Origin of the sequence: Streptomyces sp. NPDC016459, assembly GCF_040632845.1 — a bacterium.
Taxonomy (GTDB): Bacteria; Actinomycetota; Actinomycetes; order Streptomycetales; family Streptomycetaceae; genus Streptomyces.
Genome location: NZ_JBEYCR010000002.1, coordinates 792452 through 808598, shown reverse-complemented (window position 1 = coordinate 808598; position 16147 = coordinate 792452). Strand labels below are relative to the sequence as shown.

Genomic DNA, 16147 nt, shown 5'->3' with positions numbered 1-16147 from the left:
CCATATATGGAGACCGAGATCGCCACCCCGTGGCTCACCGACGGCGAGCAGTGCGCCTGGCGCACCTTCCTGGACGTCCAGAGAATGCTGACGTACCAGCTGGAGAAGGACCTCCAGCCCTTCGGTCTGACGATGAACGACTACGAGATCCTGGTGAACCTCTCGGAGTCGGCGGAGCGGCGGCTGCGCATGAGCGATCTCGCCGCGGCCACCCTCCAGTCGAAGAGCCGGCTCTCGCACCAGATCACCCGGATGGAGACCGCCGGGCTCGTCCGGCGGGAGAACTGCGAGTCCGACCGCCGCGGGCTGTACGCCGTCCTCACCGACGACGGCATGGAGACCATGCGCAAGGTCGCCCCGCACCACGTCGAGTCGGTGCGCAAGCACTTCATCGACCAGATCGGCGGAGAGGCCCTCGGTGACCTCCACGAGTCCCTGAAGCCGGTCGCGGAACAGCTGCGCGGACGACGCGGCAAGCCGTAGCCGCCCCCGCCTACGCGTGAGGGCCTCCCCGTCGATCCGGGGAGGCCCTCACGCGTACGTGCTCAGTTGCCCGTCAGGCTCGCGACCAGCTCGTCGGAGGCCGCGTACGGGTCGAGGTCGCCCGCCACGATCCGTTCCGCCAGGGCGTCCAGGCGCCGGTCGCCGTGCAGGTCGCCGATCCTCTCGCGCAGGGCGGTGACCGCGATGGTCTCCACCTCGCGCGCGGCACGGGAGCGACGGCGCTCCGCGAGGACGCCGTGCTCCTCCATCCAGGCGCGGTGCTTCTCCAGGGCCTCCACGACCTCGTCGACGCCCTCGCCGCGCGCGGCGACCGTCTTGACGATCGGCGGCCGCCAGTCGCCCGGGCCCCGCGCCTCGCCGAGGCCCAGCATGTGGTTGAGCTCGCGGGCGGTGGCGTCCGCGCCGTCCCGGTCGGCCTTGTTGACCACGTACACGTCGCCGATCTCCAGGATGCCCGCCTTGGCGGCCTGGATCCCGTCGCCCATGCCCGGGGCGAGGAGCACGACCGAGGTGTCGGCCTGGGAGGCGATCTCGACCTCGGACTGCCCGACGCCGACGGTCTCCACGAGGATCACCTCGCAGCCGGCCGCGTCCAGGACGCGGATGGCCTGCGGGGCGGACCAGGCGAGCCCGCCCAGATGGCCCCGGGTCGCCATGGAGCGGATGTAGACGCCGGGGTCGGAGGCGTGCTCCGACATCCGGACCCGGTCGCCGAGGAGCGCTCCCCCGCTGAACGGCGACGACGGGTCGACGGCCAGGACGCCGACCCGCCTGCCGGCCCGCCGGTAGGCGGAGACGAGCGCGGACGTCGACGTGGACTTGCCGACCCCGGGCGAGCCCGTCAGACCCACCACGTACGCGCCGCCGGTGAGCGGCGCGAGGGCCGCCATCACCTCGCGCAGCTGGGGGGACGCCCCCTCGACGAGGGAGATGAGCCGGGCCACGGCCCGCGGCCGGCCCTCCCGTGCCTGGGCGACGAGTTCGGGGACGTCCACCATCTGCGCTGCTCCTTGCCTGACCGGGTGCTTACTTGCCGTTGCCGGGGACGCGCACGATCAGCGCGTCGCCCTGGCCGCCGCCACCGCACAGGGCGGCCGCGCCGACGCCGCCGCCGCGCCGCTTGAGCTCCAGGGCCAGGTGGAGCACCACGCGGGCGCCGGACATGCCGATCGGGTGGCCGAGGGCGATGGCGCCGCCGTTGACGTTCACCTTCTCGGAGGTGACGCCGAGGTCCTTCATCGACTGGACGGCGACGGCGGCGAAGGCCTCGTTGATCTCGATGAGGTCGAGGTCGTCGACGGTCAGGCCGTCCTTCTTCAGGGCGTGCCGGATGGCGTTGGACGGCTGCGACTGGAGCGAGTTGTCGGGACCCGCCACGTTGCCGTGGGCGCCGATCTCGGCGATCCACTCGAGGCCGAGTTCCTCGGCCTTGGCCTTGCTCATGACGACGACGGCGGCGGCGCCGTCGGAGATCTGCGAGGAGGTGCCGGCGGTGATCGTGCCGTCCTTGGCGAAGGCGGGGCGGAGCTTGCCGAGGGAGTCGGCGGTGGTCTCCGCGCGGATGCCCTCGTCCTTGGCGAAGATCACCGGGTCGCCCTTGCGCTGCGGGATCTCGACGGGGGTGATCTCGGCCTCGAAGACGCCGTTCTTCTGGGCGGCGGCGGCGCGCTGGTGCGAGAGGGCGGCGATCTCGTCCTGCTCGGGGCGCTTGATGCCCAGGCGGGTGTTGTGCTTCTCGGTGGACTCGCCCATGGCGATGCCCTCGAAGGAGTCGGTGAGGCCGTCGTACGCCATGGAGTCGAGCATCTCGATGGCGCCGTACTTGAAGCCCTCGCGGGACTTCGGGAGCAGGTGCGGGGCGTTGGTCATCGACTCCTGGCCGCCGGCGACGACGACGTCGAACTCGCCGGCGCGGATCAGCTGGTCGGCCAGGGCGATGGCGTCGAGGCCCGACAGACACACCTTGTTGATGGTGAGGGCGGGGACGCTCATGGGGATGCCGGCCTTGACGGCGGCCTGGCGGGCGGGGATCTGCCCGGCGCCGCCCTGGAGCACCTGGCCCATGATCACGTACTGGACCTGGTCGCCGCCGATGCCGGCCCGGTCGAGGGCCGCCTTGATGGCGAAGCCGCCGAGCTCCGCGCCCGAGAAGGACTTGAGCGAGCCGAGCAGGCGACCCATGGGCGTGCGGGCTCCCGCGACGATCACTGAGGTGGTACCGGTCGTTCCAGACATGAGGCACGGCCCCTAGGGATGAGGAGTGAACGAGGGTTTACCGCCAATGTACTGAGGGGCGCCGCGCCCGGTCACCGGGCAGCCGGTGTGACGGCGCGCACGTTGCGTAACCACCTTCCCGGCGTTGCACTGGAGGCATGCTGACGCGAATCGACCACATCGGGATCGCCTGTTTCGACCTGGACCGGACTGTCGAGTTCTACCGTGCGACGTACGGTTTCGAGGTCTTCCACTCCGAGGTCAACGAGGAGCAGGGCGTCCGCGAGGCCATGCTGAAGATCAACGACACCTCGGACGGCGGCGCCTCGTACCTCCAGCTCCTGGAGCCGACCCGGGAGGACTCGGCGGTGGGCAAGTGGCTCGCCAAGAACGGCGAGGGCGTGCACCACATCGCCTTCGGGACCGCGGACGTCGACGGGGACGCGGACGCCATCCGCGGCAAGGGCGTGCGGGTCCTCTACGACGAGCCGAGGATCGGCTCCATGGGCTCCCGGATCACCTTCCTCCACCCCAAGGACTGCCACGGGGTGCTCACGGAACTGGTCACCTCCGCGGCCCCGTCCGCTGACCACTCCTCAGCGGAGCACTGACCTCCGGATTCCTGGCCCGGTAGAGTGGGCGACTCCGGGCCGGGGCCGGTCGGGGCCGCTCCGTGCGGCACCGAAGTCGGGATGTCGGGGTCGTCCGATCTGTCACGATCCCCCGGGGGTCCGTCCTCGGCCGTGAGGGCGTGCTCGTTGGAGTGTTGCGACCAGGGGACGGATGGACCGCGCAGTGCGGGGCTACGAACGCCAGGAGAGCCACCGAGCTGAAGACGACCATCTCGCCAGGTTCGAAGCCGAGATGGACCGGCTGAAGACCGAGCGCGAGAAGGCCGTCCAGCACGCCGAGGACCTCGGATACCAGGTCGAGGTGTTGCGCGCCAAGCTCCACGAGGCGCGCCGCACCATCGCGTCCAGGCCCGCGTACGACAGCGCCGACATCGGCTACCAGGCCGAGCAGCTGCTGCGGAACGCGCAGGCCCAGGCCGAGCAGCTGCGCCAGGACGCCGAGCGGGAGCTGCGCGAGGCCCGGGCCCAGACGCAGCGGATCCTCCAGGAGCACGCCGAGCACCAGGCCCGGCTCCAGGCCGAGCTGCACAACGAGGCCGTGCAGCGGCGCCAGCAGCTGGACCAGGAACTCAACGAGCGCCGGCAGACCGTCGAGGCGCACGTCAACGAGAACGTCGCCTGGGCCGAGCAGCTCCGCGCCCGTACGGAGGCCCAGGCCCGCCGACTGATGGAGGAGTCCCGCGCGGAGGCCGAGCAGTCGCTCGCCGCCGCCCGCGCCGAGGCCACCCGGCTCGCCGAGGAGACCAGTCGCCGGGTCGGCGCCGAGGCCGAGTCGGCCCGTGCCGAGGCCGAAGCGATCCTGCTGCGTGCCCGCAAGGACGCCGAGCGGCTCCTGAGCGCCGCCTCCAGCCAGGCGCAGGAGGCCACCAGCCACGCCGAGCAGCTCCGCTCGACCACCACCGCCGAGACCGACCAGGCCCGCCGTCAGGCCACCGAACTCTCCCGTGCCGCCGAGCAGCGCATGCAGGAGGCCGAGGAGAAGCTCCGCCTGGCCCGCGCCGAGGCCGAGAAGGCCCTCGCGGAGGCCAAGGAGGCCGCGGCCAGGCAGCTCGCCTCCGCCGAGACGGTCAACGAGCAGCGCACCCGCACCGCGAAGACGGAGATCGCCCGGCTCGTCGGCGAGGCCACCAAGGACGCCGAAGCGCTCAAGGCCGAGGCCGAGGAGAAGCTGCGCGAGGCGACCGCCGAGGCGGAGAAGCTCGTCGCCGAGGCGTCGGAGAAGGCCCGTACGGCCGCGGCCGAGGACTCCGCCGCCGCACTCGCCAAGGCCGCGCGCAACGCCGAGGAGATCCTCACCAAGGCGTCCGAGGACGCCCGGGAGACCACCCGCAAGGCCGCGGAGGCGGCCGAGCGGATCCGCCGCGAGGCCGAGACCGAGGTCGACCGGCTGCGCTCCCAGGCCGAGGAGCAGGCCGACGAGCTGCTCGGCTCGGCGAAGGACGACACCAAGGAGTACCGCGCCAAGACGGTCGAGCTCCAGGAGGAGGCCCGCCGGCTGCGCGGCGAGGCCGAGCAGCTGCGCGCCGAGGCCGTCGACGAGGGCGAGCGGATCCGCGGCGAGGCGCGCCGTGAGGCCGTCCAGCAGATCGAGGAGGCCGCGAGGACCGCCGAGGAGCTGCTCACCAAGGCCCGTACGGACGCCGACGGGCTGCGCACCAAGGCCGGTGCCGAGAGCGAGCGGGTCAAGTCGGAGGCCATGGAGCGCGCCCAGACGCTCCGGACCCAGGCCGAGGAGACCCTGGAGCGCACCCGCGCGGAGGCCGAGCGGCTTCGCGCCGAGGCCGAGGAGCAGGCCGAGTCGGTCAAGGACGCCGCCGAGAAGGCCGCGGCCGCGCTGCGCGCGGACGCCGAGCGGGCCGCCGAGGCGCGCCGGGCGGAGGCCGCCGAGGAGCTGACCCGGCTGCACACCGACGCCGAGGCGAAGGTGGCGGCCGCGGGCGAGGAGCTGACCGACGCAAGGGCCGAGGGCGAGCGGATCCGCCGCGAGGCCGCCGAGGAGACGGAGCGGCTGCGGACCGAGGCCGCCGAGCGGATCCGTTCCTTCCAGGAGCAGGCCGAGCAGGAGGCGGAGCGGCTGCGCGCCGAGGCCGCGTCGGACGCCTCGACCACGCGTACGGAGGCCGAGAGCGCGGCGGTACGGCTGCGCACGGAGGCCGCCGAGGAGGCCGAGCGACTGCGGTCGGAGGCACAGGAGACCGCGGACCGGGTGCGGGCCGAGGCCGCCGCCGCGGCCGAGCGGGTCGCGGCCGAGGCCGCCGAAGCCCTCGCCGCCGCGCAGGAGGAGGCCGTCCGGCGACGCCGGGAGGCCGAGGAGACGCTGGAGTCGGCCCGTTCCGAGGCCGGCCGGGAGCGCGAGCACGCCCGCGCGCAGTCGGAGGAGCTGCTCGCCGCCGCCCGCAAGCGGGGCGAGGACGCGCAGGTCGAGGCGCAGCGCCTGGTCGAGGAGGCGGACGCGCGGGCCACCGAGATGGTCACCGCGGCCGAGCACACCGCGCAGGAGGTCCGGGACTCGGTGGCGGGCCTGCGCGAGCAGGCCGAGGAGGAGATCGCCGGGCTGCGCAGTGCCGCCGAGCACGCGGCGGAGCGGACGCGCACCGAGGCGCAGGAGGAGGCGGACCGGGTCCGCGCCGACGCGCACGAGGAGCGGGAGCGGGCGACCGAGGACGCCGGCCGGGTCCGGGCGCGGGCCCACGAGGAGACGGAGGCCGCGAAGGCGCTGGCCGAGCGGACGGTCACGGACGCGATCGCCGAGTCGGAGAAGCTGCGGTCGGACACCGCCGAGTACGCGCAGCGGGTACGGACCGAGGTGACGGATTCGCTCGCCGCGGCCGAGCAGGACGCGGCCCGGACCCGGGCGGACGCCCGCGAGGACGCGAACCGGATCCGTTCGGAGGCCGCCGAGCGGGCCGAGTCGGTGGTCGGTGAGGCGCGTACGGAGGCGGAGCGGATCGCCGCCGAGGCGGAGCGGGTCCTGGACGAGGCCCGCAAGGCCGCGGACAAGTGCCGCTCGGACGCCGCCGAGCAGGCGGACGCGCTGCTCGCGGAGGCGACGGGTCAGGCCGAGCTGCTCACCGCCGAGGCGGTCGAGCTCATGGAGACCGCCGAGCAGGACGCCCAGCGTCTGCGTACCGAGGCCGAGCAGGTCAGGGCCGAGGGCGAGGCGCACGCGGAGGCGCTGCGGACGGCGGCCCTCGCGGAAGCCGAGCAGGTGCTCGACGAGGCCCGCGGGGCCGCGGACAGGCGTCGCTCGGACGCCGCCGAGCAGGCCGACGCGCTCCTCGCGAAGGCGACTTCGGAGGCCGAGCGGCTGACGCGCGAGGCGAACGCCCGGGCCGAGCGGCTCACCGCCGAGGCGGTCGAGCTCATGGAGAGCACCGAGCAGGACGCCCACCGCCTGCGTACCGAGGCCGAGCAGGTCAAGATCGACGGGGAGGCGCACGCGCAGGCCCTGCGGGCCGCGGCTCTCGCCGACGGCGAGCGGGTCCTCGACGAGGCCCGCGAGGCGGCCGACAAGCGTCGCTCGGACGCCGCCGAGCAGGCCGACGCGCTCCTCGCGAAGGCCACTTCGGAGGCCGAGCGGCTCACGCGCGAGGCGAACGCGGAGGCGGACCGGGTCACCCGCGAGGCGAACGCCGAGGCCGAGCGCGTCACCCGGGAGGCGGGCGAGCTCGCCGACGCGGTCACGGCGGACGCGCGCGCCGAGGCGGAGTCGACGGTGGGTTCGGCACAGCGGGACGCCGAGCGGATCCGTGCCGAGTCGGACCGGCTGAGGGCGGACGCCGAGGCGGCTGCCGAACAGATGCGGTCGGAGGCCCGCGAGGAGGCGGACCGCACGCTCGACGAGGCGCGGGAGGCCGGCGCCCGGAAGCGTTCGGACGCGGCCGAGCAGGCGGACCAGCTCATCGCGAAGGCCCAGGAGGAGGCGCTGCGCGCCACCACCGAGGCCGAGTCGCAGGCGGACACGATGGTCGGCGCGGCCCGCAAGGAGGCCGAGCGGATCGTCGCCGAGGCGACCGTCGAGGGCAACTCGCTGGTGGAGAAGGCCCGTACGGACGCGGACGAGCTCCTCGTCGGGGCGCGCGGCGACGCGACGGCCATAAGGGACCGGGCCGAGGAGCTGCGGAGCCGGGTCGAGAGCGAGGTCGAGGAGCTGCACGAGCGGGCGCGCCGTGAGAGCGCCGAGCAGATGAAGACGGCGGGCGAGCGGGTCGACAAGCTGGTGGCGGCCGCGACGGAGCAGCGCGCCGAGGCCGAGGAGAAGGCGAAGGAGCTGGTCTCCGAGGCGAGTTCGGAGGCGAGCAAGGTCCGTATCGCCGCGGTCCGCAAGGCGGAGGCGCTCCTCAAGGAGGCCGAGCAGAAGAAGGCCTCGCTGGTCGCGGAGGCCGAGGGCATCAAGGCGGAGGCCGAGCGGATCAGGGCCGAGGCGCAGGCCGAGGCCGAGAAGACGGTCGAGGAGGGCCAGCGCGAACTGGAGGTGCTCGTGCGGCGCCGCAAGGACATCAATGCCGAGATCTCCCGTGTCCAGGACGTCCTGGAGGCGTTGGAGTCTTTCGAGACTCCTTCTGCGGGTGCGAAGTCCACCGCGGCGGCGGGCGCGTCAGCGGGGTCCACTCGTTCGAGTGGCAAGACCCAGGACGGCTAGCCACTCAAAAGGCTGGACATTCTCCAGATCAAACGGGCATACGCTCGATGACACGCCGCTTCGGCCCCTAGGATTCCCTCTAACACCTCACCGGTCTCATTCGACAGGAAACCCATGAGCGACACATCCTCCCCCTTCGGCTTCGAGCTCGTGCGGCGCGGTTACGACCGCGGTCAGGTGGACGACCGCATTACCAAGCTCGTGTCCGACCGTGACAATGCTCTGTCCCGCATCACCTCCCTGGAGAAGCGCATCGAGGAGCTCCACCTCGAGACGCAGAACGCCCAGGCGCAGGTCACCGACGCCGAGCCGTCGTACGCGGGACTCGGGGCCCGGGTCGAGAAGATCCTCCGGCTCGCCGAGGAGGAGGCGAAGGACCTGCGTGAGGAGGCCCGTCGCGCCGCCGAGCAGCACCGCGAGCTGGCCGAGTCGGCCGCCCAGCAGGTGCGCAACGACGCGGAGTCGTTCTCGGCCGAGCGCAAGTCGAAGGCCGAGGACGAGGGCGTCCGGATCGTCGAGAAGGCGCAGGGCGAGGCCAACTCGCTGCGTGCCGAGGCGCAGAAGGACGCGCAGTCGAAGCGTGAGGAGGCGGACGCCCTCTTCGAGGAGACCCGCGCCAAGGCCGCCCAGGCCGCCGCGGACTTCGAGACGAACCTGGCGAAGCGCCGTGAGCAGTCGGAGCGCGACCTGGCCTCGCGTCAGGCGAAGGCCGAGAAGCGCCTGGCGGAGATCGAGCACCGCGCCGAGCAGCTCCGCCTCGAGGCCGAGAAGCTCCGGACGGACGCCGAGCGCCGGGCCCGTCAGACGGTCGAGACCGCGCAGCGCCAGGCCGAGGACATCGTGGCCGACGCGAACGCCAAGGCCGACCGGATCCGCAGCGAATCGGAGCGCGAGCTGGCGGCCCTGACGAACCGCCGGGACTCGATCAACGCGCAGCTGACCAACGTCCGCGAGATGCTGGCGACGCTGACCGGTGCCGCGGTGGCGGCGGCCGGCTCCCCGATCGACGACGAGCGCGCGGCCGGTGTCCCGGCCCAGCAGTCCCGTTGACGCACTCCTGGTAACAACTGCGTAGCGTTGCCCGGACCCCCCGTCATTCCGGTGGCGGGGGGTTTTGCGCGCCCGTAGGTTGGTACGCATGATCGAGCTTGAAGGCCTGACCAAGCGTTACGGGGCGAAGACCGCGGTCGACCAGCTGTCCTTCCAGGTGCGTCCTGGCGTGGTCACCGGCTTCCTCGGGCCGAACGGGGCGGGCAAGTCGACGACGATGCGGATGATGCTGGACCTGGACAACCCGACGAGCGGGACGGTCCGGATCGACGGCAAGCACTACCGGGAGCTGAACGAGCCGCTGAAGCACATCGGGGCGCTGCTCGACGCCAAGGCGATGAACGGCGGCCGCTCCGCGTACAACAACCTGCTGTGTCTGGCGCAGTCGAACCGGATCCCGGAGCGCCGGGTGGGAGAGGTGCTGGACCTGGTGGGTCTGACGCAGGTCGCGAAGAAGAAGCCGAAGGGTTTCTCCCTCGGCATGGGGCAGCGTCTCGGCATCGCGTCCGCGCTGCTCGGTGACCCCGAGATCCTGATGTTCGACGAACCTGTCAACGGCCTGGACCCCGAGGGAATTCACTGGATCCGCAATCTGATGAAGGCGTTGGCGGCCGAGGGCCGGACGATCTTCGTTTCCAGCCATCTGATGAGTGAAATGGCTCTGACGGCCGATCATCTGATCGTGATCGGGCAGGGAAAGCTGCTGGCCGACACGTCGATGGCGGATTTCATCCACCAGAATTCCCGGAGTTATGTGCGGCTGCGTTCGCCGCAGCAGGAGCGACTCAGGGACGTGCTGCACACCAACGGGTTCGTCGCGGTCGAGGCGGGCGAGGGCACCCTCGAGGTGGACGGGGCGACGACCGAGAAGCTGGGCGAGCTGGCCGCGGAGAACGGTCTCGTCCTGCACGAGCTGAGCTCCCAGCGCGCCTCGCTCGAAGAGGCCTTCATGCAGATGACGGCCGGTGCGGTGGAGTACCACGCGCACGGTACGGATGTACACGGTGGCGCTCCGGCGCCCGGCCCCCAGTGGGGCACGACCTCCAAGGGAGCCTGAACGATGGCAGCGGCATCCGCGGTCCTGCAGTCCGAGTGGACCAAGATCCGGACGGTGTCGTCGACCGTCTGGACGCTGGCGAGCGCCCTCATCGTGACGGTGGCGATGAGCGCGGCCGTGTCCGCGTTGATGAGTTCCACCTTCGACCAGCTGAGCGAGGCCGAGCGGCTCACCTTCGACCCGACCCTGATCAGCTTCTCCGGGATGATCCTGGGGCAGCTGGCGATGGTGGTCTTCGGTGTCCTGGTGGTGGGGACCGAGTACTCCTCCGGCATGATCCGCACCTCGCTGGCCGCCGTGCCGCAGCGGGCGACCTTCCTGTTCTCGAAGATCGCGGTGGCGGGCGGTCTCGCGCTCCTGGTGGGTCTCGCGACGAGCTTCCTCTCCTTCTTCCTCGGGCAGGCGCTGCTCGGTGAGCACCGGGCGGCGATCACCGACGACAACGTGCTGCGGGCGGTGATCGGCGGCGGTCTCTACATGGGTCTGATCGCGCTGTTCTCCATGGGCGTGGCGGCCATGCTGCGCTCGTCGATGCTCTCGCTGGGCATCCTGATGCCGTTCTTCTTCCTGGTCTCGCAGATCCTGTCGCAGGTGCCGAAGGCCAAGGAGGTGGCCCGCTACTTCCCGGACCAGGCCGGCGCGACGATCATGCAGGTGGTGCCGGACGCCTTGAACACGGAGGAGGCTCCGTACGGCCCGTGGGGCGGGCTCGGGATCATGGTGCTCTGGGTGGTGGCCGCGCTGCTCGGCGGCTATCTGGTGCTGAAGAAGCGGGACGCCTGAGCCCGCCGGTCCTCCCCCGGAGTCCCCTGGGGGAGAACCCTGAGGTTTCCCTGGGAGACCGCCCACGGGCGGTCTCCCCCTTCGCGGGAACCGTCAAGGGCTCGATAGGCTCCTAGCTCATACGGGGGGCTCCGGCCGGCGGCCGCCACGCCCCGACATGGATGCGACCGACCCGTCGATGGGGCTGGACAATGATCGAGGCAGTCGGCCTGACGAAGCGCTACGGCGCCAAGACGGCCGTGTACAACCTTTCCTTCCAGGTGAGGCCCGGTGTCGTAACCGGCTTCCTGGGGCCCAACGGCTCCGGCAAGTCGACCACCATGCGCATGATCCTCGGGCTCGACCGGCCCACCGCGGGGCACGTCACGATCGGCGGCCACCCCTTCCGGCAGCTGCCGAACGCGCCCCGGCAGGTCGGCGCGCTGCTCGACGCCAAGGCCGTGCACGGCGGGCGGAGCGCGCGCAGCCACCTCCTCTCCCTCGCGCAGCTCGCCGGCATCCCGGCGCAGCGCGTCGACGAGGTCCTGGGCGTGGTCGGTCTCCAGGACGTGGCCAAGCGCCGCTCCAAGGGCTTCTCGCTCGGCATGGGCCAGCGGCTCGGCATCGCGGCGGCGCTCCTGGGCGACCCGCAGGTGCTGCTCTTCGACGAGCCGGTCAACGGCCTGGACCCCGAGGGCATCCTCTGGGTCCGGAACCTGATGAAGAAGCTGGCCGCCGAGGGCCGGACGGTCTTCGTCTCCAGCCACCTCATGAGCGAGATGGCCCTGACGGCGGACCATCTGATCGTGATCGGCCGGGGGCAGCTGCTCGCGGACATGAGCGTCACGGACTTCATCTCGGCGAACTCCGCCGACTTCGCCCGCGTGCGGACCCCGCAGACCGATCCGGGGCAGCGGGAGAAGCTCACGGCGACGCTCACGGAGGCCGGCGGGCAGGTGCTGTCCGAGCCGGACGGCGCGCTGCGGGTGACCGGCCTGCCGCTGCCGAGGATCAGCGACCTGGCGCACGACGCGGACGTACGGATCTGGGAGCTGTCCCCGCACCAGGCCTCCCTGGAGGAGGCGTACATGCGGCTGACGCAGGGCGCCGTGGACTACCGCTCCACCGACGACCGGCTCGCCCACCTCCAGCCGCCGCTGCAGCCCGGACAGCCGGGTTACGGGATGCCGCCGCAGCAGCCGGTGGTCCACGACGTGCCGCAGCAGGGCTGGTACGCCCCGCCGCCGCCCGGGCAGAACCCGTACGCCGGTGCTCACGGCCAGGCTCCCGGGTCGGGCCCGTTCGCCCCTCCGGCCTCGCGGCCGGGCACCCCTCAGCCGAGCGACACCCCCAAGGACGCCCGATGACCGCCCCCGCCCCGCACCACGCCCCGGCGCCCTACTCCTACGTCTCCCCCATCCCGGTCCGCAGGGCGAACCTCGGTGACGCCCTCGCCTCCGAGTGGACGAAGATCCGCTCGGTGCGTTCGACGCTGTGGACGCTCGGCACGATGATCCTGCTGATGCTGAGCATCGGGCTCGGCGTCGCCGCCATCGCCGCGGCCTCCGAGGCTCCGATGGGCGGGGAGTCCGCGCTCGGCTTCGGTTTCTTCGGGATGCTGCCCGCCTCGATCTGCGTGATCACCCTCGGCGTGCTGACGATCTCCTCCGAGTACGGCACGGGCATGATCCGTACGACCCTGACGGCCTGCCCGAGCCGGGCCCGGGTGCTCGCGGCGAAGGCGATCGTCTTCTTCCTGCTGGTCTTCACGGTCACGACGGCGGTCGCGGGGCTCGTGGGGGCTGCCCAGGTCGGCATGGTGGACGCGGCGGAGCCGTCGGCGGCCGGGTGGCTGCGAGCGACGGTCGGCGCGGGCGCCTACCTGGCGATGCTCGGGCTCCTGTCGATGGCGATCGGGACGGTGGTCCGGCACTCGGCCGGCGCGATCACGGTGATGATCGGTGTCCTGCTGCTGCCGCTCGTGGCCGCCATGTTCATGTTCTCCGAGGCGCTGAGGTCGGTGCAGGAGTTCCTGCTCACCTACTCGATCCCCTCGCAGATGATCGCGCTGTACACCGACTCCGCGCCGTTCGGCGACGGGGGCCCCGCGGGCTGGGAACCGCTGCTGATCATGACCGGGGTCACGGGGGTCGTCCTGGCCGCCGCGTTCGCCCTGCTGAACAGCCGGGACGTGTAGGGCCGGCGGCTCAGTACCTCGGCGCGTTACGGGACCGCTGCACCCTGGTGGTGCGGCGGTCCTTCGCGTTCCAGCAGGCTTTGTGCCAGTGGCGCCTGTCGTCCACTCCCCCGTACTCCGGCCAGGCGACCACGTGCGGGGCGCCGCCGGAGATCTCCTGGTCGCAGCCGGGGCAGCGGTAGCGCTTGCCGGGTGCGCTCGCGCCGGCGACGAGCCGGACGTACCATTCCTCGCCCTGCCAGGACTCGGTGCGCTGCACGCCGCCGAACCGGTCGCCGTGGTCGCCCTGCTGCACGGGCTTCTCGCGGCCGCGGGAGCGGTTGTGGCGCGGGGACACGGGCACACCTCACGGGGACGGGGAACACGGACCGTTTCCTCAAGCCTACGGGCCGCGACCCGGTGCCCCGGGCCCCCTCCGACACGGCTTAGCCGAAAATCGCAAGAACTTCATGAAGGCCCGTTGCCTATGGCACGTGTCAGACGTTGTTGCCTGTGCGGAGGAGATACGCGTCGGCCGCGAGGAGGCAGTAGCGATGCGCGTGGGTACGTTCGTTCTGGCCGCCCAGTTCCCGGGCCAGGGACAGGGTGAGGCCCTGCACCGGGCGGTGCGGACCGCCGAGGTCGCCGAGGAGGCGGGCCTCGACTCGGTCTGGCTGGCCGAGCACCATTTCGTGCCGTACGGGGTCTGCCCGTCGGCCGTGACGCTGGCCGCGCTGCTCCTCGGCCGCACACGACGGCTGCGGGTGGGCACGGCGGTGAGTGTGCTGCCGACCGTCCACCCGGTCGCCCTCGGCGAGCAGGCGGCACTGCTGCACCTCACCTCGGGCGGCAGGTTCACCCTCGGGGTGGGCCGGGGCGGGCCCTGGGTGGACCTGGAGGTCTTCGGCGCGGGGCTCGACGCGTACGAGAAGGGCTTCCCCGAATCGCTCGACCTGCTGCTGCGCTGGCTCACCGAGCCGCGCGTCGGCGCCCGGGGAGAGCGGTTCTCCTTCCGTGAGGTACCGGTGGTGCCCCGCCCCGACGAACTGATCGGCGGGGACGCGTCCCCCGAGGTGGTGGTGGCCTGCACCTCCCCGCGGAGTGTGCGGCTCGCCGCCGAGCGGGGACTGCCGATGCTGCTCGGAATGCACTGCGGTGACGCGGACAAGGCCGAGATGGTCGATGCCTGGGCGCGGTACGCGCGGGAGGCCGGGCGGGACCCGGACGAGATCGCGCGGATCGGGTCCTGCCATGTCTCGGCGGGGGTCGCCCAGCTCGCGGACCGGGGCGCGGACGCGGCGGAGGCGCTGGTGAAGGCGATGCCGGGCTGGCTGAAGCAGGGACTCGACGCGCACATGACGGTCGACGGCCGGCAGCGGACGATGCGGGACCCCGTGGCGTACACGGAGCTGCTGTGCGGGCTGCACCCGGTGGGCACGCCCCGGCACGCGGCGGACCGGCTCGCGGCGACCTCGGAGCGTACGGGCATCACACGCTTCGCCCTGCTCGCCGAGGGCTCGGGTGACCTCGCGGCGACCGAGGAGAACGTCCGGCGGCTCGGCGCGGAGGTCCTGCCGCTCCTGCTGTGAGTCCCGCCCCGCGGGACCGTACCGCCGCTCCGGCCTCTCTTGGTGGTCGACGCGTGCCGGCACGCGTCGGCCACGTCTCCCACGAAGCGGAGCGGCGGCACCATGTCTCAGCAGTCGCGCAGTCCCGGCGACTGGTTCAGCAGCTGCCCCCGTACGGACGTGAAGCGGGCGAGCCGCTCGTCCACAGCCGGGTCCAGCGGGAAGACCGCCACGCGGTGGCAGTTCTGGAAGGCGAGACGCACCCCGAAGTGCCGCTGCAGCGCGCCACGAATGGCGTCACTCGCGAGCGCGCGCAGCAGCTGACCACGTGCCTGCTCATTCGGCGGCGGCGTCTGGTTGTCGGCGAACTCTCCGCCGTCGACCTTCAGCTGAGCCACCAGAGAACTGATCATCTCCCATGCGAAGGGCAGGGAGGTCCGGACGCAGTCGACGAAGTCGGCTTCGTCGACCTCGCCTCGCTCGGCCTGTTCCAACAGTGCCGGTGAGACGTCGAGCGACATGGGTTCTCCTCTCGCGACCCCGCGAAGCGGGGTCTTGCGGGCAGGGCGAAAGCCGCCGTACGCCACGCAGCGTGCACGGACGACGACCTCCAGCTTCCACGGTAAGCGCGCAGTCCGGGCCGCACCAGAAGATGGAGAGCACAACCGGCTGATAACCGACGGGTGTTCGGCTCAGGATCATGCCTCGGCGGTGCCCGGCCCGCGTCCGGCCCCTGCCCGGCCCGTGCCCGAATCGCGCGGAGGAGCGCCCGTCTTGTAGCGTTGCCGACCATGCGTCTCGTCATTGCCCGTTGCTCCGTGGACTACGCGGGCCGGCTCACGGCCCACCTGCCCTCCGCACCCCGTCTGATCCTCATCAAGGCAGACGGCAGCGTCTCCATCCACGCGGACGACCGGGCGTACAAACCGCTCAACTGGATGTCCCCGCCGTGCACCCTGAAAGAGGGTGCCGACGGTGACGGCGGCGTCTGGACCGTGATCAACAAAGCGGGCGAGAAACTGATCATCACGATGGAGGAGATCCTCCACGACTCCTCGCACGAACTGGGTGTGGACCCCGGTCTCATCAAGGACGGCGTCGAGGCGCACCTCCAGGAGCTGCTCGCCGACCGCATCGAGACCCTCGGCGAGGGATACACCCTGATCCGCCGCGAGTACCCGACCGCGATCGGCCCGGTGGACATCCTGTGCCGCGACGCGGACGGCGCGACGATCGCGGTGGAGATCAAGCGGCGCGGCGAGATCGACGGCGTCGAGCAGCTGACCCGCTACCTGGAGCTGCTCAACCGCGATCCCCACCTGGCGCCGGTGCGGGGCGTCTTCGCGGCGCAGGAGATCAAGCCGCAGGCCCGGGTGCTCGCCACGGACCGCGGGATCGGCTGCGTGGTCCTTGACTACAACGCGATGCGGGGCATCGAGGACGACAAGCTGCGGCTCTTCTAGCGGTTCCGAAGACGACGGCGGTACGGGGACGGCCCCGGGAGCGGTGAACGCGCCCGGGGCCGTTGTCGTACCCGTACGC

14 protein-coding genes are annotated in these 16147 nt (G+C 72.1%); 10 read left to right on the top strand and 4 right to left on the bottom strand.

The features are described from left to right. Positions 1-6: 6 nt before the first annotated feature. On the top strand, positions 7-483 hold the full coding sequence (locus tag ABZ567_RS09385; RefSeq protein ID WP_360786243.1) for a MarR family transcriptional regulator: 477 nt from the start codon (positions 7-9) through the stop codon (positions 481-483). A gap of 62 nt (positions 484-545) precedes the next feature. Here ABZ567_RS09385 and meaB read toward each other — a convergent pair whose 3' ends face one another. Both meaB and ABZ567_RS09375 read right to left on the bottom strand, forming a co-directional pair. Then, on the bottom strand, positions 546-1502 hold the full coding sequence (meaB, locus tag ABZ567_RS09380; protein ID WP_360786241.1) for a methylmalonyl Co-A mutase-associated GTPase MeaB: 957 nt from the start codon (positions 1500-1502) through the stop codon (positions 546-548). 28 nt (positions 1503-1530) lie between these two features. Beyond that, the gene (locus ABZ567_RS09375; protein ID WP_360786239.1) at positions 1531-2739 is read right to left on the bottom strand and encodes an acetyl-CoA C-acetyltransferase; all 1209 of its coding nucleotides are present in this window, start codon (positions 2737-2739) and stop codon (positions 1531-1533) included. A 137-nt stretch (positions 2740-2876) separates the two neighbouring features. Between ABZ567_RS09375 and mce the strand changes: the two genes are divergently transcribed. From mce to ABZ567_RS09340, 7 genes are all read left to right on the top strand, one after another. Continuing rightward, positions 2877-3329, top strand: a complete 453-nt coding sequence (mce, locus tag ABZ567_RS09370; protein ID WP_360786237.1) for a methylmalonyl-CoA epimerase — start codon at positions 2877-2879, stop codon at positions 3327-3329. Between the two features lie 172 nt (positions 3330-3501). Next, positions 3502-7992, top strand: coding sequence for a polarized growth protein Scy (gene scy, locus ABZ567_RS09365; protein ID WP_360786236.1), 4491 nt, complete (start codon positions 3502-3504; stop codon positions 7990-7992). Between the two features lie 114 nt (positions 7993-8106). Next, positions 8107-9042, top strand: coding sequence for a cellulose-binding protein (locus ABZ567_RS09360; protein ID WP_360786234.1), 936 nt, complete (start codon positions 8107-8109; stop codon positions 9040-9042). An 88-nt stretch (positions 9043-9130) separates the two neighbouring features. Next, entirely contained in the window at positions 9131-10099 is a 969-nt protein-coding gene (locus tag ABZ567_RS09355) for an ABC transporter ATP-binding protein (protein ID WP_360786233.1), read from the top strand. Positions 10100-10102: 3 nt separating this feature from the next. Beyond that, positions 10103-10882, top strand: coding sequence for an ABC transporter permease (locus ABZ567_RS09350; RefSeq protein ID WP_360786232.1), 780 nt, complete (start codon positions 10103-10105; stop codon positions 10880-10882). A gap of 191 nt (positions 10883-11073) precedes the next feature. After that, positions 11074-12228 carry an ATP-binding cassette domain-containing protein gene (locus ABZ567_RS09345; protein WP_360786230.1) on the top strand — a complete coding sequence of 385 codons (1155 nt, stop codon included), beginning with the start codon at positions 11074-11076 and terminating at the stop codon, positions 12226-12228. Further along, positions 12225-13058 (top strand): ABC transporter permease subunit, encoded by an 834-nt coding sequence (locus ABZ567_RS09340; RefSeq protein WP_360786229.1) that lies wholly within the window; start codon positions 12225-12227, stop codon positions 13056-13058. The genes ABZ567_RS09345 and ABZ567_RS09340 overlap by 4 nt, the downstream gene beginning before the upstream one ends. A gap of 10 nt (positions 13059-13068) precedes the next feature. Here the strand turns inward: ABZ567_RS09340 and ABZ567_RS09335 are convergent, their stop codons facing one another. Further along, entirely contained in the window at positions 13069-13395 is a 327-nt protein-coding gene (locus ABZ567_RS09335) for an ATP/GTP-binding protein (RefSeq protein WP_360786228.1), read from the bottom strand. Between the two features lie 196 nt (positions 13396-13591). Here ABZ567_RS09335 and ABZ567_RS09330 point away from each other — a divergent pair, with 196 nt between their 5' ends. Next, complete coding sequence (locus ABZ567_RS09330) at positions 13592-14626, top strand: LLM class flavin-dependent oxidoreductase (RefSeq protein WP_360786226.1); 1035 nt, start codon at positions 13592-13594, stop codon at positions 14624-14626. Between the two features lie 107 nt (positions 14627-14733). Here the strand turns inward: ABZ567_RS09330 and ABZ567_RS09325 are convergent, their stop codons facing one another. Next, positions 14734-15126 (bottom strand): SCO5389 family protein, encoded by a 393-nt coding sequence (locus tag ABZ567_RS09325; RefSeq protein ID WP_360786224.1) that lies wholly within the window; start codon positions 15124-15126, stop codon positions 14734-14736. 270 nt (positions 15127-15396) lie between these two features. Between ABZ567_RS09325 and nucS the strand changes: the two genes are divergently transcribed. Next, positions 15397-16068 carry an endonuclease NucS gene (nucS, locus tag ABZ567_RS09320; RefSeq protein ID WP_360786222.1) on the top strand — a complete coding sequence of 224 codons (672 nt, stop codon included), beginning with the start codon at positions 15397-15399 and terminating at the stop codon, positions 16066-16068. The last annotated feature ends 79 nt before the right edge of the window (positions 16069-16147 follow it).

Bases quoted from the DNA above. Each gene is read 5' to 3' on its own strand.
- ABZ567_RS09385 (WP_360786243.1), top strand. From the start codon at position 7: ATGGAGACCGAGATCGCCACCCCGTGGCTCACCGACGGCGAGCAGTGC.
- ABZ567_RS09330 (WP_360786226.1), top strand. From the start codon at position 13,592: ATGCGCGTGGGTACGTTCGTTCTGGCCGCCCAGTTCCCGGGCCAGGGA.
- meaB (WP_360786241.1), bottom strand. From the start codon at position 1,502: ATGGTGGACGTCCCCGAACTCGTCGCCCAGGCACGGGAGGGCCGGCCG.
- ABZ567_RS09360 (WP_360786234.1), top strand. From the start codon at position 8,107: ATGAGCGACACATCCTCCCCCTTCGGCTTCGAGCTCGTGCGGCGCGGT.
- ABZ567_RS09345 (WP_360786230.1), top strand. From the start codon at position 11,074: ATGATCGAGGCAGTCGGCCTGACGAAGCGCTACGGCGCCAAGACGGCC.
- mce (WP_360786237.1), top strand. From the start codon at position 2,877: ATGCTGACGCGAATCGACCACATCGGGATCGCCTGTTTCGACCTGGAC.
- nucS (WP_360786222.1), top strand. From the start codon at position 15,397: ATGCGTCTCGTCATTGCCCGTTGCTCCGTGGACTACGCGGGCCGGCTC.
- ABZ567_RS09355 (WP_360786233.1), top strand. From the start codon at position 9,131: ATGATCGAGCTTGAAGGCCTGACCAAGCGTTACGGGGCGAAGACCGCG.
- ABZ567_RS09325 (WP_360786224.1), bottom strand. From the start codon at position 15,126: ATGTCGCTCGACGTCTCACCGGCACTGTTGGAACAGGCCGAGCGAGGC.
- ABZ567_RS09350 (WP_360786232.1), top strand. From the start codon at position 10,103: ATGGCAGCGGCATCCGCGGTCCTGCAGTCCGAGTGGACCAAGATCCGG.
- scy (WP_360786236.1), top strand. From the start codon at position 3,502: ATGGACCGCGCAGTGCGGGGCTACGAACGCCAGGAGAGCCACCGAGCT.
- ABZ567_RS09375 (WP_360786239.1), bottom strand. From the start codon at position 2,739: ATGTCTGGAACGACCGGTACCACCTCAGTGATCGTCGCGGGAGCCCGC.
- ABZ567_RS09340 (WP_360786229.1), top strand. From the start codon at position 12,225: ATGACCGCCCCCGCCCCGCACCACGCCCCGGCGCCCTACTCCTACGTC.